Origin of the sequence: Paraburkholderia solisilvae (genome assembly GCF_902859875.1) — a bacterium.
In the GTDB taxonomy this organism is placed as follows: Bacteria; Pseudomonadota; Gammaproteobacteria; order Burkholderiales; family Burkholderiaceae; genus Paraburkholderia; species Paraburkholderia solisilvae.
Window position 1 is genome coordinate 57,529 of record NZ_CADIKF010000018.1, and the last position, 20,245, is coordinate 77,773.

The 20,245-nt window shown below is 65.9% G+C and carries 18 protein-coding genes; 9 read left to right on the plus strand and 9 right to left on the minus strand.

The annotated features are described in order from the left end of the window. Positions 1 to 105: 105 nt before the first annotated feature. Entirely contained in the window at positions 106 to 282 is a 177-nt protein-coding gene (locus tag HV675_RS13280; protein WP_175111377.1) for a DUF3563 family protein, read from the minus strand. Positions 283 to 394: 112 nt separating this feature from the next. Then, a complete protein-coding gene (locus tag HV675_RS13285; protein ID WP_175111378.1) occupies positions 395 to 1,552 on the minus strand; it encodes an extracellular catalytic domain type 1 short-chain-length polyhydroxyalkanoate depolymerase in 1,158 nt (385 codons plus the stop codon). Positions 1,553 to 1,867: 315 nt separating this feature from the next. Here HV675_RS13285 and HV675_RS13290 point away from each other — a divergent pair, with 315 nt between their 5' ends. From HV675_RS13290 to HV675_RS13305, 4 genes are all read left to right on the plus strand, one after another. Continuing rightward, a complete protein-coding gene (locus HV675_RS13290) occupies positions 1,868 to 2,578 on the plus strand; it encodes a phosphatase PAP2 family protein (protein ID WP_175111379.1) in 711 nt (236 codons plus the stop codon). Between the two features lie 137 nt (positions 2,579 to 2,715). After that, positions 2,716 to 3,492: a molybdate ABC transporter substrate-binding protein gene (gene modA / locus HV675_RS13295; RefSeq protein WP_175111380.1), complete on the plus strand. Its 777-nt coding sequence runs from the start codon at positions 2,716 to 2,718 to the stop codon at positions 3,490 to 3,492. A gap of 78 nt (positions 3,493 to 3,570) precedes the next feature. Further along, positions 3,571 to 4,245, plus strand: a complete 675-nt coding sequence (gene modB, locus HV675_RS13300) for a molybdate ABC transporter permease subunit (RefSeq protein ID WP_175111381.1) — start codon at positions 3,571 to 3,573, stop codon at positions 4,243 to 4,245. Position 4,246: 1 nt separating this feature from the next. Then, a complete protein-coding gene (locus HV675_RS13305; RefSeq protein ID WP_175111382.1) occupies positions 4,247 to 4,948 on the plus strand; it encodes an ATP-binding cassette domain-containing protein in 702 nt (233 codons plus the stop codon). A 102-nt stretch (positions 4,949 to 5,050) separates the two neighbouring features. Here HV675_RS13305 and HV675_RS13310 read toward each other — a convergent pair whose 3' ends face one another. Together HV675_RS13310 and HV675_RS13315 are read right to left on the minus strand one after the other, a co-directional pair. Then, a complete protein-coding gene (locus tag HV675_RS13310) occupies positions 5,051 to 5,884 on the minus strand; it encodes a TOBE domain-containing protein (RefSeq protein WP_175111383.1) in 834 nt (277 codons plus the stop codon). A 57-nt stretch (positions 5,885 to 5,941) separates the two neighbouring features. Continuing rightward, positions 5,942 to 7,648 carry a CHAD domain-containing protein gene (locus tag HV675_RS13315; protein ID WP_175111384.1) on the minus strand — a complete coding sequence of 569 codons (1,707 nt, stop codon included), beginning with the start codon at positions 7,646 to 7,648 and terminating at the stop codon, positions 5,942 to 5,944. A 220-nt stretch (positions 7,649 to 7,868) separates the two neighbouring features. Between HV675_RS13315 and HV675_RS13320 the strand changes: the two genes are divergently transcribed. Then, on the plus strand, positions 7,869 to 8,663 hold the full coding sequence (locus HV675_RS13320; protein WP_175111385.1) for an SDR family NAD(P)-dependent oxidoreductase: 795 nt from the start codon (positions 7,869 to 7,871) through the stop codon (positions 8,661 to 8,663). 27 nt (positions 8,664 to 8,690) lie between these two features. Here HV675_RS13320 and HV675_RS13325 read toward each other — a convergent pair whose 3' ends face one another. Continuing rightward, positions 8,691 to 9,128 (minus strand): tautomerase family protein, encoded by a 438-nt coding sequence (locus tag HV675_RS13325; protein WP_175111426.1) that lies wholly within the window; start codon positions 9,126 to 9,128, stop codon positions 8,691 to 8,693. Between the two features lie 220 nt (positions 9,129 to 9,348). On the opposite strand from HV675_RS13325, the gene HV675_RS13330 reads away from it, so the two are divergent. Then, complete coding sequence (locus tag HV675_RS13330) at positions 9,349 to 9,711, plus strand: MbcA/ParS/Xre antitoxin family protein (protein WP_377700608.1); 363 nt, start codon at positions 9,349 to 9,351, stop codon at positions 9,709 to 9,711. After that, a complete protein-coding gene (locus tag HV675_RS13335) occupies positions 9,708 to 10,496 on the plus strand; it encodes an RES family NAD+ phosphorylase (protein WP_175111387.1) in 789 nt (262 codons plus the stop codon). Before HV675_RS13330 ends, HV675_RS13335 begins: the two co-directional genes overlap by 4 nt. 171 nt (positions 10,497 to 10,667) lie before the next feature. Here HV675_RS13335 and HV675_RS13340 read toward each other — a convergent pair whose 3' ends face one another. The 4 genes from HV675_RS13340 to HV675_RS13355 form a co-directional block, all read right to left on the minus strand. Next, entirely contained in the window at positions 10,668 to 11,405 is a 738-nt protein-coding gene (locus HV675_RS13340; RefSeq protein WP_175111388.1) for a metallophosphoesterase, read from the minus strand. Between the two features lie 149 nt (positions 11,406 to 11,554). Continuing rightward, on the minus strand, positions 11,555 to 13,018 hold the full coding sequence (locus HV675_RS13345; protein WP_175111389.1) for a c-type cytochrome: 1,464 nt from the start codon (positions 13,016 to 13,018) through the stop codon (positions 11,555 to 11,557). 25 nt (positions 13,019 to 13,043) lie between these two features. Further along, on the minus strand, positions 13,044 to 14,639 hold the full coding sequence (locus HV675_RS13350) for a GMC family oxidoreductase (protein WP_175111390.1): 1,596 nt from the start codon (positions 14,637 to 14,639) through the stop codon (positions 13,044 to 13,046). After that, complete coding sequence (locus HV675_RS13355; protein WP_175111391.1) at positions 14,632 to 15,234, minus strand: sugar dehydrogenase complex small subunit; 603 nt, start codon at positions 15,232 to 15,234, stop codon at positions 14,632 to 14,634. Before HV675_RS13355 ends, HV675_RS13350 begins: the two co-directional genes overlap by 8 nt. A gap of 320 nt (positions 15,235 to 15,554) precedes the next feature. Here HV675_RS13355 and HV675_RS13360 point away from each other — a divergent pair, with 320 nt between their 5' ends. Further along, complete coding sequence (locus HV675_RS13360; protein ID WP_175111427.1) at positions 15,555 to 16,223, plus strand: DUF1345 domain-containing protein; 669 nt, start codon at positions 15,555 to 15,557, stop codon at positions 16,221 to 16,223. Positions 16,224 to 16,808: 585 nt separating this feature from the next. Further along, positions 16,809 to 20,243 (plus strand): alpha-1,4-glucan--maltose-1-phosphate maltosyltransferase, encoded by a 3,435-nt coding sequence (locus tag HV675_RS13365; protein WP_175111392.1) that lies wholly within the window; start codon positions 16,809 to 16,811, stop codon positions 20,241 to 20,243. The last annotated feature ends 2 nt before the right edge of the window (positions 20,244 to 20,245 follow it).

The following is a 20,245-nucleotide window of genomic DNA, read 5'->3' on the forward strand; positions in this document are numbered from 1 at the left end:
AGAGCCGGCTGGGGCAAGGTCGCGCGCCACGGCGGCAGCGCGCGGCGCTCGACTGGCGGCGCATCACGCCAAAGCGTGCTGCCACCGCCAGACGCTAAACCACGCTTATTGCTGGCTCATCCACGCCGGTTGACGGCGCTGCGCTTCACGGTCGATCTTGCGCATGCGGAATTCGAGATCGTACAGATCGGTCGCTTCCGCGAGGTAAGCGTCGTTACGCTCTCTGGAGATTTCGTCGGAAGACTTGGTCAGGAACAGGAAAAGGCGGCTCAGCAGGTACATGGTTCAACCCCTAAAAGTATGGAGTTAAGGGATAACCCTTAGTTGTTGCTCCGCATTATAGGGAAAACCCTAGGACAACACCAGCTTTTCTTTAACAACCACAGAAACCGGGTTACAGCCGGAATGCCGCCTTGCCCACGGTCTCAGGTGCCGGGCTGCGGCGCTGATATCTGAAAAACTCCCACACCAGGCTGCTCGCATCCGGCCCGCTCGACGAATGAAACGGCACCGCGTCGTCACCGCCGCTCCACGCGTGGCCCAGTCCCTGCACGCGGCACAGGCGCACGACACGCCGCCCGCCGCGCACGTAGTCTCGTGTCAACGCAGCCGCCTTGCGCTCTTCTTTCACTTCGCCGGCTTTGCGCGCGCCGCTTGCGTCGATCAGACCGTTGAGCCGCAAAAACTGCGTCGTCAGTTGATCGGCGTTGACCGGCGCGACGACGTGATCGCCCTCGCCTTGCATGATGATCGCCGGCATGCCGGGGTAGACATCCATGTCGGCGGCGCGATCGACCAGCGCGACCGGATCCTGGCGCGCGCCGCGCCGCATCACGTCCATCGCGGAGATGCCCGAGTGCGCCTCGCCGAACGCCGGCCCGGAATGCAACGCCACCGCTGCGAAGCGCTCCGGATAGCGGAGCGCGAGCAGCGACGCGAGGCCCGCGCCGGCCGACAATCCCGCGACATAAACGCGTTCTGCATCGAAGCCGTGCTCGGCGACGAGCGCGTCGACAAGCGATACGACCGCGCGCACTTCCGCGCCGCCCGCGCTATCCGAATCGTCATACCAGTGCCAGCAGCGGTGTGCATGCACGTGCTTCGACTGCTCCGGGTAGACGACCGCAAAGCCGAAACGGTCGGCGAGCAGATTCATGCGCGTGCCTTCGGCAAATTCGTCGATAGTCTGCTTGCAGCCGTGCAGCATCACCACCAGCGGCGCGCCGAGCTGCGGCTTGCCGGTGGGCAGGTAAAGGCCGTACTGCAGGTGATTCACAAGCCGGCCCGGGGCGGCCGGCGCCGAGTGAAACGAGCGCGTCCACGAACCGCTCGCCCAGGCGGCCGCGCGCGGCCGCACGCGCGACTCGCGCAGGCCGGGATGCTGCGCATCGCGCGTCGCCGCGGTTTTGCGAATCTTGACCGGCGGCCGCGTCGACGTCGCCCGCAGCGGCCGCGCGGACGTGCGCTTCGACGTGGCGCGTGCATGCTCTTTCTGGATGGCGATCAACCGTTTCAGGCCGCCGAGCCATATTTTTGTCAGACTTTTTGCCATGAATTACCTCGCAAAAAGGATCGGTGTATGCCTAAACAAGGGCTCTTGTGCGTTGCACAATAACATCAATCCCGCTGCGATGCTGTCGGCCGGAAACGCGCCCGGCCCGTTTACAGGAATACGACCAGTGGGCGAGGAGTTCAGGCTACACGCGCCATATAACATGTGAGCGTCCTGGCGCGGCGTCGTACATACCTGACGATCTGGCGTTTTTATACTTATAAAATACGCGTTCGCCACGAGCCTGCTGCCCATTCAGCCCGGCCTGCCGCCCCGGTTCGTATCCCGCTCATCCGACATCTGTTGTTTTTTGCCATGCCCGACCTGCCGCTCCATTTCTGGTACGTGACCAGCAGCCTCGGCGGCGCCAGCGTGACGCTGCCGCTGACGCTCGCGATCGCGCTCTGGCTGGCGGTCGGTTACTCGTCGCGCGTCGCGCTCGGCTGGCTGGCGTTGATCGCCGGTGCCGCATCGGTCGTGATCGTGACCAAACTCGCGTTCCTTGGCTGGGGCATCGGCGTGCCCGACTGGGATTTCACCGGACTGAGCGGCCACGCGATGATGTCGACCGCGATCTATCCGGTCGCGTGTTTCCTGGTTCTGTTGCCCGCACAGTCGAGAGCCCGTATCGCGGGCATCGCCGCAGGGTTGGGGGTCGGCATTGCGATCAGCTTTTCACGCGTGGTGGTCGAAGCGCATTCGCCGTCGGAAGCCATCGCCGGCTGCCTGATGGGCGCGGCGACCGCGTTGCTGTTCGTCCGCCTCGCGTGGCATACCGCGCCAGGCCGCCACCCGCTATCGGCGTTGCCGGTCATGATGAGCCTCGTGGTGCTGATCGCCGCGTTCCACACCGTCCATATCCCGACGCACCGCTGGGTCGAGCATATCGCGCTGAAGGTGTCCGGCCACACGCGGCCGTTCGTGCGCGCGCGCTGGAAGGCCGCACACGAACACAGCAGTCATGTGATCCGCGCGCCGCTGTCGCGCACGCATTCATTTGCCCCACCGCGCACGATGTCCGTCTGAATCGACTCGCCGCTCGAGCACGTCACCCGCCCTTGTGGCGCGCCGCTGAAGCGCAAGATTGCCGATCGTTATATCCGTGAATATATTACGATAGCGTTTCATTTCGCTTTCCCAATCTCTATCCGACACCGACCTCCATGACCCTGCTCCCCCGCCTCTTCAGGCACGCGCTCGTCGCCGCCGCCGTCGCGTTCGCCTTCAGCGCGCAAGCTCGCGCAGACGATCTGATCGTGTCCGCCGCCGCCAGTCTGACCAACGCGTTCAAGGCGGTCGGCGAAGCGTTCGAGAAGCAGCATCCGGGCACGAAGGTGCTGTTCAATTTCGGCGCGTCCGACGTGCTGATGCAGCAGATCGCGAACGGCGCGCCGGCCGACGTGTTCGCTTCCGCGGACCAGAAGGCGATGGACAAGGCGGCCGCGGAGAAGGTGATCGTGTCCGCGACGCGCAAGGATTTCGCGGCGAACTCGCTGGTGCTGATCGTGCCGTCCGACAGCCGCTTCGCGCCGGCAACGCTCAACGAGCTGAGCGCGGCGAGCGTCAAGCGCGTCGCATACGGCGACCCGGCCTCGGTGCCGGTCGGCCGCTATACGGAAGGCGCGCTGAAAGCGGCGGGCGTCTGGGATGCGGTCAGCGCGAAAGGTGTGCTCGCAACCAATGTGCGGCAGAGCCTCGATTACGTGTCGCGCGGCGAAGTCGACGCGGGCTTCGTGTTCGGCACCGACGCGGCCATCATGCCGGAGCGCGTGAAGATCGCGTTGACAGTGCCGACCCAAACGCCGATCACGTATCCGATCGCGCAGGTCGAAGGCAGCCATCATGCGGCGGATGCGCAGGCGTTTATCAACTTCGTACTGTCGCCGGCGGGTCAAGCGGTGCTGGCGAAATACGGATTCAAGCCCGCGACCGCGCAGTGAGCGCGAGCCGCGCCGCGCATGAACCTCGCGTAGTCGCGCGCCGCGACGCGTCGAGCCTCGAACCGCCTCTGGAATGATATGGAACACGCGTGGATCCCGTTGCTGCTGTCGCTGAAAGTCGCGGGCTGGGCAACCGTGCTCGACTTCATCTTCGGCGTCGCCACCGGCCTCGCGCTCGCGCGCTGGCGCTCGGGTGCGCGCGACGTCGTCGATTCGCTGCTGACGCTGCCGCTCGTGATGCCGCCGACCGTGCTCGGCTACTACCTGCTGGTGCTGCTCGGCCGGCGCGGCGTGCTGGGCGCGTGGCTCGACCGGCTCGGCATCCAGCTGGTATTCACGTGGCAAGGGGCGGTCATCGCATCGATGGTGGTCGCATTTCCGCTGGTGCTGAAGTCGGCGCGCGCGGCGTTCGAATCGGTCGACCCGCAACTGGAACGCGCGGCGCGCACGCTCGGCGTGAGCGAGGCCGCGATCTTCTTTCGCGTGACCTTGCCGCTCGCGATGCGCGGCATTCTTGCCGGCACGCTACTCGCCTTCGCGCGCGCGCTCGGCGAGTTCGGCGCGACGCTGATGATTGCCGGCAATCTGCCGGGGCGCACGCAGACGCTATCGGTGGCCGTCTACGCGGCAGTCCAGGCCGGCGACGACCGCACCGCGAACGTCCTCGTGCTGGTCACGTCCGTGACCTGCGTCGCGATCCTGCTGCTCGCCGGCCGCCTCGTGCCGCAACATTCGCTGATGACGTCCCGCTGATATGCCGCTTTCCGTCGACATCCGCAAAACGCTGACGAGCGCGGAGCGCCGCTTCACGCTGAACGTGTCGTTCACCACGACGTCGCAGCGCGTCGTGCTGTTCGGCCCGTCCGGCGCGGGCAAGAGTCTGACGCTGCAGGCCATCGCGGGTTTGCTGCGCCCCGACGATGGCGCCATCGTGCTGAACGGCGATACGCTCTTCGACAGCGCGCGCGGCATCGATGCGACGCCGCAAACGCGCAAGCTCGCGTATCTGTTTCAGGATTACGCGCTGTTTCCGCACCTGAACGTGCGTCAGAACATCGCGTTCGGACTGCATGGCGGCTGGCTGAATCCGCGGCGGCGCATCGCGCATGCGGAACTCGATTACTGGCTCGATGCGCTCGACTTGCGCGGCGTCGCGGGCAATCACCCGGCACAGCTGTCGGGCGGACAGAAGCAGCGCGTCGCGCTCGCCCGCGCACTGGTGGCAAAGCCGCGGCTGCTGCTGCTCGACGAGCCGTTCTCGGCGCTCGATGGCCCGCTGCGCGAACGCATGCGCCGCGAATTATCGGACCTGCAGGCGCGCCTCGACATCCCGACGCTGCTGATCACGCACGATCCCGACGATGTCGCTTCGTTCGGCGATCAGGTGGTGCAGATTTATGACGGCGGCGTGCGCGAGCAGTTGCCGTTTCCCGGCTATCTGCGCAGCGCAATCTGACCGCTGAGCGCGACGCGAAGCGCACGCACGCACGCTATGCCAACGCGCCGCCGCGCGACCGCATCGATGCAGCGCATGACGTTCGCGCAATCCAGTCCGCGCTCACTGCGTCACGCCAAGAATCACGCTCGACGACTTGAACGCCGCGACCACCGGCTGTCCGTCGGCAAGACCCAGCCTGTCGACGCTCTCGTTGGTGATGACCGCCGTCACCACCGTGGTCGCATCGAGCGCGACCGACACTTCCGCGTTTACCGCACCGCGCGTCACCGCGGACACCGTGCCGCGCAACTGATTGCGCGCGGACAGTTGCATCGGCGCGCCGCCGTCGTCGACAAGCAGAATTACCCACGATGCCTTGACGAGCGCGAACGCTTCAACGCCTTCCGCCAGCCCGAGCGTCTCGGTACTTTCATGCGTCAGCACGGAAACGATCTGCTGGCCGCCCGGCAGCGCAAGCGCAACCTCGTCGTTTACCGTGCCGCGCTGCACGGACACCACCTTGCCGTACAACTGATTGCGCGCGCTCGTTTTCATGCCGATCCGGCCGATCAACGCCCAATCGCCGGCAAAGTTTTCGATCGCCGCGCTCGCGCGTTCGAGAAACTTGCCGTGCTCGCGATCGACCGCGCGAAACGTGTCGATCAACGCCAACGCGCGCGGCGTCAGCGTCGTGCCGCCGCCGCCCTTGCCGCCAGTCGAACGCACGACGAGCGGTTCACCCGCGAGGTTATTCATTGTGTCGACCGCATCCCATGCGGCCTTGTAGCTCATGCCGACCGCTTTCGCCGCGCCGGTGATCGAGCCGGTTGCGTGGATCGCGGCGAGCAGCGCGATGCGCGACGCGCCACCAAGCGTCTGCTCGCCCGATTTGAACCACAGCGAACCGGCAAGCCCGAGCGGCTCGCGGTCCGGCTGGTCTGCGGATGAGGTCATGGTTGTCTATGCAACGAGATTGAAGATTGACGGATTATAGCGGCGCTTGCCCGATGTTCAGCCCGCACCGCCGCTCACGATCTTCGGCTTGCGCAGCTCGGCAAGCAAGCGCTCGCCCTCCTTCGCGGTAAGACGCTTCAGTGCTTCGCACCAGCCGCGCGCAAAGCCGACCTGATATGGCGCGACATCGAGTTGCTCGAGAAAACGCAGCGCAACGGCCGCGTCGTTGCCGTCGCCGAGCACGCTCTGGATACGCGACAAGGTCTTCGCGACCTCGCGACGCGTCTTGTGCGACACGATCGGCTCGAAAAATTCGAGCGTATAGCGCAGCCTCTTCGCGTGAATGCGCACCCGATGACGCTTCGCTTCGTCGAGCGCGGTCAGCTTCGTGTCGCGCGTCACGCGCTTATAGTGCTTCGCGACGCGCTTTTTCACGTAGCCGCGCAACGAGCGGCCGCGCACCGCCTCGGGCGTGCCGCGCACCGCGAGATCGCTGATCCATTCGAGCCATGCCAGCACGAGCTCCGCATAAGCGGACGAGCGCAACGCCTGCTGAACCTGCGCGCGCGCGCCAAGACGCCGCGCGTCGGCCGCGGCGCGCGTCGCCTGCCACGCTGCCGCGTCGACATCCGCTTGCGCAAGCGCGGGTAGCGTCGAATCGGTGAAGACGTCCCAGTCGCGCGCTTCGCCGAGCAGATCGCTCAGCCATTTGAGGCGCGGCTCGACGCGCGCGGTCCATGCAGCGTCGGTCCATGCGGGAAAGATCCTGGTCGCGGTCTTCAGGCGGCGCTGCGCGACACGCAACTGGTGAATGAGCTCGACATCCGGCGTATCGCGCACCGCTGCTTCATTGCCGAACCATTGAACCGCGATGTTGCGTTCGATCGCAAGCAGCGCCCGATGCGGCGTCCGTACACCGTCGAAATCGACCGGTTGCGCGCGCACCGGCGCGTTGTCGCGCGGCACGTCGAGACGGCACGCACGATCGAGTGCGTCACAAAGCACCGGAAAAGCCGGCAACGCGCGCACGAGTTCGTTCGCGGTCTCGAAGAGCGCGGCCAGCGCGGTTTCGGTGGTCGGGACGATTGGCGCGGGCGAAGCGTCCGCGCCCGCCGCTTGTGCCGCGGAGCCGGAGATCAAATCCACCGCGGCGTCCACTGCCCGGTCGGCCGCCGCGTAGTCGTTGCCGTCGTCCTCGTCGTCGGGCCAATGCGTAGTGACGCGCAGTTCGCGCAGCGTCAGCGCCGGATCGGTGTCCGCGCGGATGCAGCGCGCCGTATCCAGCGTGACATCGACTGCCACGCCGCGCGCGCTCTGGCGCCGCCATTGCATCCGGCGACGGCTTTCGAGCGTCGCGACCGTCGTCAGTTCGTCCGCGTCGGCGAGCACCTGCGTGAGCGCATCAGGCGCATCGTCGAACGCTGCTTCGAGCGGCACGTCGGGCGCAAGCGCGACATCGCAGACTACGCTGCGAACCGTCACGCCCGGTGCGGGCGATTCCTCGTGCGATGCGATCGCTCGCCGGCCGCGCTCCGACGTTTCAGTTATCACGCGCCAGCCGGCGCGGCTCAGCTTGCGCCGGCTGTCGAAGCCGCACAGCGTGCGCGGCGTCGCGTCATCGCCGACGCGCTCGCAGCCCGGCAGCGTATCGAGCGCTTCCGCAAGCGCGGTATCGATGTGCTCGGGCAACTGCCCGCGTTGGTCGAGCCACGCGAGAACGGTGGGCTCTGGAAGATCCAGCACGATTTCCAGCACACGAAGCATGAAGTCTCCAGGCGCGGCGACGATGAGGGCAGCCGCCCTCGATGCGTCACCGATGGTACACGCGCGGCAGCGGGACCGTCACGCCGCGCTGCAGGTGCATTCTGACAAACAGCGTACGTCGGGCATAGAATGAATTTAGTCGATCGAAGCAGTGAGCGTGACATACATCAAATGCATCGCGCACAACGCCTAACCCAATTCGAAAAAGGAGACGACACCCATGCAAATCGACCTTTCCGGCAAAACCGCAGTGGTGAGCGGATCGACAACGGGCATCGGCCTCGCGATCGCGACCGGTCTTGCCGCGTCCGGCGCCGCGACAGTCGTCAACGGCCGCAATCCGCATGCCGTCGACCAGGCGCTCGAAACCATCCGCGCCAATGTGTCCGGCGCGAATGTGCGCGGCGTCATCGCGGACCTCGGCAGCCGCGCCGGCTGCGATGCATTCCTGAAGGCGGTGCCGGGTGCGGACATTCTGGTCAACAACCTCGGCATCTACGGCCCGAGCGATATCTTCGCGACCGGCGACGACGAATGGGAGCACTACTTCCAGGTCAACGTGATGTCCGGCGTGCGCATGACCCGCGCGTACCTGAGAGGCATGATGGAGCGCCGCTGGGGGCGCGTCGTGTTCGTTTCATCGGAGTCGGGGCTGAACATTCCGGCGGACATGCTCGCCTACGGCTTCACGAAGACGGCACAGCTGTCGATTGCACGCGGCATTGCGAAATTCGCGGCGAAAAGCGGCGTCACGGTGAATTCGGTGCTGCCCGGCCCGACGCTGACCAACGGCGTGCGCGACATGCTGCAAGCAACCGCGGACAAAGAACACAAGTCGATCGAGCAGGCCGCCGACGAGTTCGTCGAAACCAGCCGCGCCACGTCGATCATCCGTCGCGTGGCGATGCCGGAAGAAGTCGCGAATATGGTCGTGTACATCTGTTCGCCACAGGCATCGGCGACTACCGGCGCGGCGCTGCGCGTCGACGGCGGCATCATCGACACGATCGCGTGACGGCGCCGTCACGGCGGCAGGCCACCGCTACGACATCGCGTATTGCGCGAGCCCGTTGCCGAACGACCAGTCCTCCTTCCGCACCTCGACGAGATTGACAAACACGTCCTCATGCCGCACGCCGGGGTCCGCGGCGAGCGAGTCGGCGATCTGCCGGTACAGCGCCTTCTTCTGCTGCTGCGTGCGCGTGTTGGACACCGTGATCTGGATCAGCACGAAGTCGTCGCTGCGGGCGACGCCAGGATAGCGGCGATTGAAGATGAAGTTCACCGGATCGAGCTCGGTGATCGTCATGAAGCTGTCGTCCTCCGGCACGTTGAACGTGTCGACCAGCGCCCGCTGGATGCCCTGCGCCAGCGCCTCGCGATAGGCGGCCGGCTTGCCGGCGCGCAGCCTGGTCGAAGTCGGCGCGCGGCTTGCCTTGCCGCCGTTGCCGGAGTCGACCGTGGCGCTGTATTCGCGCATACGCGACCCGCACTCGCTCGAAACCTTGCGGCTCATCACCGGCGAACTCGCCATGCCGCAATAGAGAACGATCGTCCTTGCATAAATCCACATATAGACTAAGATTGGTATAAAGTTCATTTGAGGACTTTACCAAGGCTTACCCATGTCTTCAGCCGCTCATCTTTCCGGCGCCGCCCGACCGTCGCGGCGCAACCCCTCCGAACCGTCGCTTGCGAGCATGTCGGCGGCGGGTTTGCGCGCGTTCTTCAATATCGCCCGCGACTGGGACCTGAGCACCGACGAGCAGATCGTGCTGCTCGGCTCGCCTGGCCGCTCGACGTTCTTCAAATGGAAGGCTGAGCCGCAAACCGCACGGCTCGCGCGCGATACGCTCGAGCGGCTGTCGCTGCTGCTCGGCATCTACAAGTCGCTGCAAATCCTGCTGCCGCAACCGGCCGCCGCGGATGCCTGGATCAAACGCCCGAACAGCGCGCCGCCGTTCGGCGGCGGCCGCGCGCTGGACCGGCTGCTCGCCGGCAACATCAGCGATCTGGTCGCGGTGCGCCAGTATCTCGATGCAATGCGAGGCGGCTGGGCGTGACGGAATTGCAATGGCAGGAACGCTGGCCCGCGTCGCCGCTCGCCTGGTTACCCGCATATCGCGTCGTGCCGACGCGCTTTCCGGCGGTGAACCTGTTCGACCGGGTCGCGTCGCCTGACGATTTCGACGCGCTCTACGCACTCGAGGCGATGACCAACGACCGGTTGCGCACCGAAGTCGGCGAGCTCGATCTCGTGCCGCGCGACGAGCGCCGCTTCGGTCCCGGCTGGGGGCCGATCATGGCGGCATTCACGCATCTGAATCCGCTCGGCAGCCGGTTCTCGGACGGGACGTACGGCGTGTTTTATTGCGCGGCGTCGCGCGCGACCGCGATCGCGGAAACGCGCTATCACGCCACGCTATTTCTGGCGGCCACTCAGGAGCCGCCGCTGCGTCAACAGATGCGGCTCTACACGGTGCTGGCTGAAGGCGATGTCGTGGATTTGCGCGGCGGCACGCCAGGCGCAGGCGCGGCCAGCGCCGGCCGTGATACCGCGCGTGATGCGGGCGGGAAGCACGCGCCAGATGCGCCCGGCGCGCCCGCGCGCTTCGATCCGGCCGTGCTATCACCAAGCGACTACAGCGCCGGGCAGGCGCTCGGTCGCGCCGCGCGCGCGGCGGGTGCGCCCGGCATCGTGTACCCGTCGGTGCGTGACGCCGGCGGCGAATGTCTCGCCGCATTCCGCACGAGGCTGTTGCGCGATTGCCATCACGCGGCGTACCTCGAATACAACTGGAATGGCAGCACGATCGACGTGGTGTTCGAACTGAACCAGATCGGCTAACGCGACGCGGCGAGCACATGCACGTGACAAGCCCATGCGCTCGACTGACTGTCGCCGCAGCGCCTGACCGAACCGCTCGCGCCAGCAGATTGCGACACACCCCGCGCGACCGCCGCCCATCGTGCGATGTGCCGGCGGCGCGACACCCATCCGTCACCCGTCTGTCACCCATCAAGGCAACGCAAACGCCGCCGCCCCTTCGGCTCGCGCAACTTCGACACTCACCGATGCGTGCTGCCCGGTGCGCGCTTCGACGATCGACAACCTGCCGCCCGGGCCGAATGCGCCGGTGTCGATAAACATTTGCGCACCGACTTCCACCACGTCGCGCACCGGCGTGTGCCCGCAATAAGTGCGCGACAGGCCGCGCACGCGCGCCGAATCGTAGTTGCCCAATGCGAGGTCGCGTCCCCATAAAAGACGCTGGCGAACCGGGTTCGAAAAGTCGCCGCGATCGAGATCCGCGTCGCTGCCGAAAAACTCGGCATGCAGAATATTGAAGCGTTCGCTCCCGCTTCCCACCACGCGCACGAGCGGCAGCAAGCGCAGCCGCTGCGCGTAATCGCGCAATCTTTCGTCGGACAAGGCTTCGCCCCACTGTCCGCCGATGTCGTACCACCACTTGCGCCGCAAGCGCCCTTCGGCGACGCCGCACAACGTGTCTTCATGATTGCCGAGCACCGCGTAGAACCACGGTTTGTCGAGCAGCGCGAGCGCCTCCTCCGATTGCATCCCGCGGTCGACCAGATCACCGACGGAAAACAGACGATCGCGCGCGGGGTCGAACACGATCTCGCGCAACAGATAGCGCAACGCGTCGACGCAACCGTGCAGGTCGCCGATGACAAAATCCCGGCCGACCCGGTTCGCCGGGTGATGTTGAACGGTAGTGACCAGAGTGTGCTCCATCTCACGATGTTAATGCGATAACAGGCGCCTGTATGCGCGCTGTCTCTCGTTCGAGCAACTTTGACTGTACATCGCGCGCGCGAGTTGCATCGCACCTCGCAATGCGAGGGCACACCGTGCCGGCTTTCTTTAACCTGGTCTCACGCCGGTTACGGTTGCAGTGCGCGCAATTGCGCAACTTGCGCTGCTGTCAGCGACGAGTGAGGATTCCCGAATTGCGTCATCACGTAACGGGCAAGCGCTGCAATCTGATCGTCAGTCAGTTGACTGCTGAATGACGGCATCAGCACCTCCGCCTGCTGTGTCTTACGGCTGACACCATGCAGGATCACCATCGCCAGATTGGCCGGATCGGCCGCGCCGGCAACGCTGTTGTGAATCAATGACGGGTATCCGCCCGGCGCGCCTGCGCCGATACCTTCGCCGGTCCATCCGTGGCACGACGCGCAGTTCGCAATAAACAGTTGCGCACCGTTGACGCCTGTCGTCGCCATGCCGCGCAGCGCCGTGACGTCCGCGGCCGGCGCGCCGTGCGAGTCGCGCGCCGCGCTCATATCGCCGCCCACACCGCCACGCACCGGCGGCAGCGCGCGCAGATAACCGGCGATCGAGCGCAGGTCTTCGCCGGACAGATATTGCGTGCTGTCTTCCACTACCTGCGCCATCGGCCCCGCCGCACTCGCACGTCGCGGCGCGACACCGGTCGCAAGGTAGGCGACGAGGTCGGCGGCGCTCCAGTCGCCGATTCCGCTGATCTTGTCCGGTGTGATGTTGAACGCGTGCCAGCCCGCCTGCCGCGCGCCCGAGAAACGATCGTGCGCGTTCAGACCTTGCATGACGTTGCGCGGCGTGTGGCACTCGCCGCAATGCGCGAGCCCTTCGACCAGATACGCACCGCGATTCCATTCGGCGCTCTGTTTCGGATCGGGCACATAGCGTCCCTCATCGAAGTTGAACAGATTCCAGATGACCATCAGCCAGCGTTGATTGAACGGAAACGTCAACTCGTTGGCAGGCGGCGTGTAGTGAACCGGTGTGACCGTATTCAGGTACGCGCGAATCGCCAGTACATCGCGATCCAATACCTTCGTGTACGACGGATACGGAAACACCGGATAAAGCCGCTCGCCCGCTTTGCCGATGCCTTCATGCATCGCGCGCAGGAAGTCCGCATCGCCCCATTGACCGATACCGGTGTCGGGGTCGGGCGTGATATTCGGCGTATAGATGGTGCCAATCGGCGTGCCGATCGCGACGCCGCCGGCAAATGGCCGGCTTTTGTCGGATGTGTGACAGGTGATGCAGCCGCCCGCGCGCGCGAGGTACTCGCCGCGCTTCACGAGCTCCACACTGTCCGCGCCGTTCGCCGCTTCAGGACCGCGCGCGACCGCCGCGGCGAGCGGCGATTCGTCGCCGTGCGCGCTGCTCGTGCCGTGCGCTTCGAGCCACGCGATATACAGCGCGAACAACGAGAACGCGGCGGCCAGCGTCGCGATGCTGACCACCCGGCGCCGCTGCGCATGGCGCCGGAACTGCCGCTGTCGTGCGATCCGTTGTTCACGCAAAAGATTGCCCGCACCAGCCGGCCGCCCGTGTGACGTCGAATCCGTCATTGTCGAAAAGTCTCCGTGGGCGGTTTCAGATTTCCCGCTTCAGCTTGTCGGCCAGCTTCAGCGACATCGCGGCAATCGTCAGCGTGCAATTCACCGCGCCGGCGCTCGGCATCACGCTGCCGCCCGCAATAAACAGATTCGCATGATCGTGCGCGCGGCAATCCGCATCGACCACGGAATCGGCGGCATCGCGGCCCATGATGGTCGTGCCCATCAGGTGAGGGTTCGGTGCGAAGGTATCGTCGAAAGCGACTTCGGTGCCGCCGAACAGCACGGCAATCTGCGCATACTGCGCGTGCGTATCTGCTGCGCTCTGCTTCACGTAGTCACCGATCGAGTAATAGATTTCCGGGCGCGCGATGCCGAGCGCGTCCTTGTGTTCCGCCGACGGCACAATCCGGTTTTGCGGATCGGGCAAGGTCTCGTGATAGCTGCTGATCGTCACGAGCCGCGCGGCGCGGTCGCGAATCTGGCGGTCGATCTCGGCGCCCGTCAAACCGCTCGCGAGCAGCGCCGAGGTAATGGCGAGTGTCGGCGTCGCATTCGACACCTGTAGTTTTTTCGCCGCATATTGCGCGCGGAACGCACCGTCACGGAAATTGACCACCGACGTCATTTCCATCGGCCCACGTCCAGGCCAGAGCGATTCGTTCGCGAGAAACGTGACACCGGTGCCCGGATGGCCCATCAGATTGCGGCCGACCTGATCGGACCGGTTGCCGATGCCGCGCGGAAAAGCGTCGGATGTCGAGATCAGCATCAGCTTCGGCGTTTCGATGCCGTTCGCCGCGAGCACGAACAGCTTGCCGGTCACGCGCGTGCTGTTGCCGTTCGGATCCTTGTAATGCACCGCGGTGATCAGCCCTTTGTTATCGGCCTCGATTCGATAGACGACTGCTTGCGCACGCAGCACCGCGCCCGCCTGCTCCGCTTTTTCCACATGCACGATACCGTTGTACATCGCGGCGATCGGGCAGATCGGCATACAGCTGTTGTTGCCGCAGCAGGTCGGCCGTCCGTCGTAGACCCGGCTGTTGCGCGCGACCGGCTCGGGCACGACCTGAAAGCCGTTCGCGTTGAGCACGTCGCTAAAACGCTGGTCCATATATGAAAGCGGCAGCGCACGCATCGGATACGGCCTCGAGCGCGGCGAACCGAGGTCGACGGACGCATCCGGGCCGGACACGCCGAGCGCGTCTTCCGCCGCGCCGTACCACGGCTCGAGCACCTCGTACGGATACGGCCAGTCGCGGCCGACGCCGTAGCGTGTTTTCAACCGGAAGTCCTGCGGCAACAGCCGCCATGCCGACGCGGCCCAATGCCACGTGGTGCCGCCGACCAGACGCAGATACTGCGCATCGTACGGGGCGTCGCCCTTCTGGATCAGATACGGGTTCGCCGGCGCGGACTGCGGATGCGGCGCATACGGCGTGGACGGATAAGGCGCCGAAAAATCGGCTTTGGCGGGCGAGTTACGGAAGTTCTCGACAATCTGCCAGCGCGGCAGACGCGGCCCGGCCTCGAGCAGCAGCACCGACGCGCCGGCCAGCGCCAGTTGATGCGCAATCAGGCTGCCCGCCACGCCCGAGCCGACCACCACGATGTCGGCGGACTCACGCATTGGTCGGTTTCTGCGCCCAGTACAATGGCACGTCGCGGCAATATGACGGGACCGTCAGCACGTCCTTCACCGGATCGAACATCAGCGCGTTTTCATAGGCGATCACCTGCACCCGCGGCGGGTCGCCCACGAGGCCGAGGTACCATGCACGCACAATCGCGCTCGCGGTTTTCGCCAGTGCGGGCATGTCGGGCTGCAATGCGGCGATCACGGTATCGGACGGCACGCCGCCGTGCGTCTGCAACCAGCTGTTGAGCGTTGCGACGTTCTGGGCGAACAGGTTGTCCGCCTGGCTGTCCATTTTTGACAGCGCCGCATACACGCGCTTCGCGAGCACCGGGTCGAGATTCGTGCGGCCGGTCAGCTTCCGCGATAGCGCGAGAAAGGCGTCGAGGCCGGCGCTGGGCGGCGGCGCGTCCGCATACGCGGGTGACACCGCGCCGGCTCCGCTCAAGCCGCTGAGCGCGGCGCCTGCCGCGAGCGCGGCAGCGGATGCGCCAACGCCGGCGAGCCATACGCGCCGGCTCGCGGACCGCACGCTGTGCGCCGCACGCGGCGGCGGCACACGCGTGTGCCGCGTATTGGCATCTGACATGGGGCCTCCAGATCGTGTTCGTGTTCCGGCCCGCGTCGCGCAACGTCCGACCTGGACTGCGCGTGGACGCTCGGGCCGTCTGCCCCAATACCTGCAATGCGTGGTCTATGCGCCGCTTTCGTGCGGTCTCCGATTTTGCCGCCGTCACGTGAGCGCTTCGCCTGAAAGGCTCCCGCAAGCGGAGTGCGTGAAACTGTGCCGGAAAATATAACGTCCGCGCGGCCGTTCGACAATCGGCCGCGAAGCGCGTCGCACGAACCCAACCCAATCACACGACGCGCCCCGCAACCACGAACTCCACCCACCACCCACCCGCCATGATGAATCTCTACCCGCAAGTCCTCCGCAACCGGCCGCGCATGGTGGCCGGCGCCGTCGCCGGCCTGCTGATCGCGCTGCTGCTCCTGCCATCGCCGGTCCGGCCGACGGTGCGCGCGCTGATCGGCTGGGACGCGGCCGTCTGGATCTATCTCGTGCTGATCTGGCTTCACATGGCGCGCGCGGACCACGATCAGGTCCGCGATCTCGCGGTGCGCGAGGACGAAAACGCGGTCTTCGTGCTGTTCATCATCTGCCTCGCGACGGTGGCGAGCATCGGCGCCATCGTGCTCGAACTCGCGACCGCGAAAGGCAGCGGCGGCGCGAACGTGGCGCCCGGCCTGTCGCATTATGTGCTGACCGGGCTCACGCTGATCGGCGCGTGGTTCCTGATTCCGACAATCTTCACGCTACATTACGCGCGTCTTTACTTCAGCGGCACGACCAAAGAAACCGCGCTGCACTTCCCGGATCACAAGCTCGATCCGAACTACTGGGACTTCCTCTATTTCTCGTTTACGATCGCCGTCGCGTCGCAGACGTCCGATGTCGAACTGAGATCGCGCCCGATTCGCCGCGCGGCGCTCGCCCAATCGGTTTTGTCGTTCTATTTCAACGTCGCGGTGCTCGGCCTGTGCATCAATATGGCGGCCGGCCTGCTCGGATCGTAAGCAAGGCGCGCAGGTCGCCGACGCACGTCTGCCTCGCGCCTGTCTTCGTCACGCATGCCGCCCTCACGCATGTCGCGCATGATGTAAGAGTCGGCCACCGGCTCTCCCGATTTACACGCCGGCGGCCTCCCCGCCGCCGCCGCCGCGCGTCCCATCCTGTACCGAAGCCGGCGCGGCTGCCGCGCCAGTCACGCTTCCCTTCGTGCGACACGCACCGCATCGCCCGATTGGCATACCGCTTGCTCCCCACTCGCGTGCCCTTGTCATCGGGTCCGACGTGGTCAGGATCCCTCGTTTTTCGGATGCCCGGGTCCGGCGTCGCGTCTGCGAGAAACGCCGCACCGTGCTCCGCTGCAAGCGGCGTTGCGAATCCGCCAGGCGGCCTGTCGATCCATGCACTAAATTGTGACGAGTAGTCAGTCGGACGAGACATAGTGACAATGGGAAGTAGCAGTGCCCGCCATGCCAGGCACAGGCGCCGTCGCTCTGGCATCGCGCGGCATCCGGCTCTGACAGCCTAATGAGCGGCCGTGATCGCGCGCACCGTGCATCCACGCCGCGGCAGGACGAATCTGGAAACGATCGATGGATGCTCCCCACGCGTATGCGCCGCGGATCTACTTTGTTCATTCCCTGCTGGTCGGACCTGTCGACGCATGGTCCGCGCAATTCGAGCACGCAGCCGCGCTCGGCTTCGACCATGTGCTGATCGGCGCGCTGTTCCGGCCGGGCGCGGCCGGCCACACGCAGATCGTCAGCGATCACGCACAGCTGCATCCGGTATTCGGCGCGAGCGACAACGCGGCCGACGTGCTGCACGACCTCACCGAAACCGCGAGCCAGTACGGTCTCACGCTGCTGGTCGATCTGGTGATCGACCGCGTCGCGGCCGACGGCGCGCTGTTCAATGCGCATCGCGACTGGTTTCATCCGTTCGAGCCCGAGGAAGCGCGGCTCGATCCGCGTCACGCCCGACACGAAGACAACGTTGCGTACGCGAACTACGGCGGCGCTGCCGCGACCGAACTGATCGACTGGTGGGCGCAGGTGCTGCATGCGCTTGCCGAAGCCGGCATCGGCGGGTTCCGCTTCGATTCGCCGCACCGCGTGCCGGCGTCCGCGTGGCGGCGCCTGCGCGCCGCGGTGCGCGCGCAGCATCCGCCGGTGCAGTTTCTGGCGGCGACGCCGGGCCTCGAGCGCGCCGATGTGATGAGCCTCGAAAGCGCCGGCTTCGATAGCGTGTTTTCGTCGTCGCGCTGGTGGGACTTCCGCTCCCCATGGATGCTCGACGAACATGAAACGCTGCTGCGCATCGGCGCGCCGATCGCGTTTCCGGAGGCGCCGTACGGCACGCGTCTCGTGCACGACGTTGCCGATACGCACGACGCGACGATCGTCGAGCGCGTCTACCGGCGCGGGCTCGCCGCGGCCGCCGCGATCGGCACCGGCTGGCTGATGCCGATGGGCTTCGAATACGGCGTCGCGGAACCGATGTCGTATCTGCACGGCGATCCGCGCGCATTCGCCGAGCAGTGCCGCGCGCGGCGCTTCGATCTGAGCGAGCGCGTCAAGTACGCGAACGCGTTGCAACGCGACACCTGGACGCTGCGCACCGCCGGCGAGCTGCGCATGCTGAGCGGCCCGAATGCGCCGCTCGCGGTGCTGCTGCGCGGCGACCAGCGCGACCTGCGCGACGCGAACGAAGCGGTGCTGGCAGCCTTCAACCCGGAGTTGAGCGTACCCGTGTATGGCGAACCCGCGCGCTTCCTCGACGGCGTGCCCGGCAGCTTCACGCGCTTCGCGCCGCTCGGCGGCGTCGGGCGTATCGAGCCCGCCCCGCTCAAGGCCTTTGCACTCGCGCCCGCCGGCTTCAAGCTGCTTGGCGCGGTGCCCGACAAGAAGGTGCAGCTCGCGCCGCCGGCCGACAAGCGCACCAGCAAGACGTCCGCACACAAGACCGTGCTCGATGCGATTGCCGCGCCACGCGTCGCGATCGAAAGCGTGACGCCGTCGGTCGATCACGGGCAATTTCCGGCGAAGCGCGTGGTCGGCGAACGCGTGCCGGTCAGCGCCGCGATCTTCGCGGAAGGACACGACAAGATCGCCGCCGCCGTGGTCTGGCGCGCCGCGGACGAAACCGCGTGGCACGAAGCTGCGATGACGCCCGTACAACCGGCCGGCAACGACTTGTGGGAGGCGCGCATTCCGCTCGAACGCGTCGGCCGTCATGAATTCACGGTGATCGCGTGGCGCGACGACTTCGCGTCGCTCGTCGATCATCTGCAGAAGAAGCTGAATGCGGACCAGCCGGTCGATCTCGAGCTCGATGAAGCGAAACACCTGTTCGCGCTGGTGCTTGCCGAAATCGAAACGGCCGGTGACGGCGCGGACCCGAAGCCGCTCGAAGCGGTCGTCAAGACATTCACCAAGGCCGATACCGCGGAGCGCCTGCGCATCGTGCTCGCGCCGTCGACCGCGCAGGCGGTCGCGGCCGCGCGCCATCGGCCGTCGCTGTCGCGCGACCGCACGGTCTACCGGATCGACGCCGAGCGCACGGCCGCGCGCTTCGCGAGCTGGTACGAGATCTTCCCGCGTTCGATGAGCGACGACGCGCACCGCCACGGCACCTTCGACGACGTGATCGGCAAACTGCCGCGCATCCGCGAGATGGGCTTCGACGTGCTGTACTTTCCGCCGATCCACCCGATCGGCAAGGCGAACCGCAAGGGCCGCAACAACACGCTGACGGCCAACGAGGACGACGTCGGCAGCCCTTACGCGATCGGCAGCGAAGCCGGCGGCCATACCGGCGTGCATCCGCAGCTCGGCACGCTCGACGACTTCCGCCGCATGCTCGCCGCCGCGCACGAGCACGGCCTCGAGATCGCGCTCGACTTCGCGATTCAATGCTCGCCCGATCACCCGTGGCTGAAGGAACACCCGACGTGGTTCGCATGGCGTCCGGACGGCACGCTGCGCTATGCGGAAAACCCGCCGAAGAAGTACCAGGATATCGTGAACCCCGACTTCTATGCGCGCGATGCGAAGCCGGATTTGTGGATCGCGCTGCGCGACGTGATCCTGTTCTGGGTCAACGCCGGCGTACGCATATTCCGCGTCGACAATCCGCATACGAAGCCGCTGCCGTTCTGGGAATGGATGATCGCCGATGTGCGCGCGCGCCACCCGGATGTGATCTTTCTGTCGGAAGCGTTCACGCGGCCGCGCGTGATGGCGCGCCTTGCGAAGGTCGGCTTCTCGCAGTCGTATACGTACTTCACGTGGCGCGAGTCGAAGCGCGACTTCACCGAATATCTGACCGAACTCACGCAGACAAATCTGCGCGAATACTTCCGGCCGAATTTCTTCGTCAACACGCCGGACATCAATCCGCGCCATCTGCAATGGTCGGGCCGCGCGGGCTTCGTGATCCGCGCGGCGCTGGCGGCCACGCTGTCCGGTTTGTGGGGCGTGTATAGCGGCTTCGAGCTATGCGAAGCGGCCGCGTTGCCGAACAGCGAGGAATATCTCGATTCGGAAAAGTATCAGCTACGTGCATGGGACTGGAACCGGCCCGGCAATATCGTCGGCGAGATCAGCGCATTGAACCGGATTCGCCGCGCGAACCCGGCCCTGCATACGCATCTCGGCCTCACGTTCCTGCCCGCGCACAACGACCACATCCTGTTCTTCGAGAAGGCGACCGACGCGCGCGACAACGTGATCGTCGTCGCGATCAATCTCGATCCGTTCAACGAACAGGGCGCGGATATCGAACTCTCGTGGACGACGTTCAATCGCTGGCAGTTGCATGACCACGCGACGCTCGACGTAGTCGACCAGATGAACGGCGAGCGCTTTCAATGGCACGGCCGCTGGCATCACGTGCGGCTCGACCCGAACACGCGGCCTTTCGCGATCTGGCGCATCGAGCCCGCGGGCGGCCTGCCGCGCGAAGCGATACCGGATACCGAACCAGCGACAGCCGGCAACGGACTTGCCGACCCACTCTCAGAATGAAG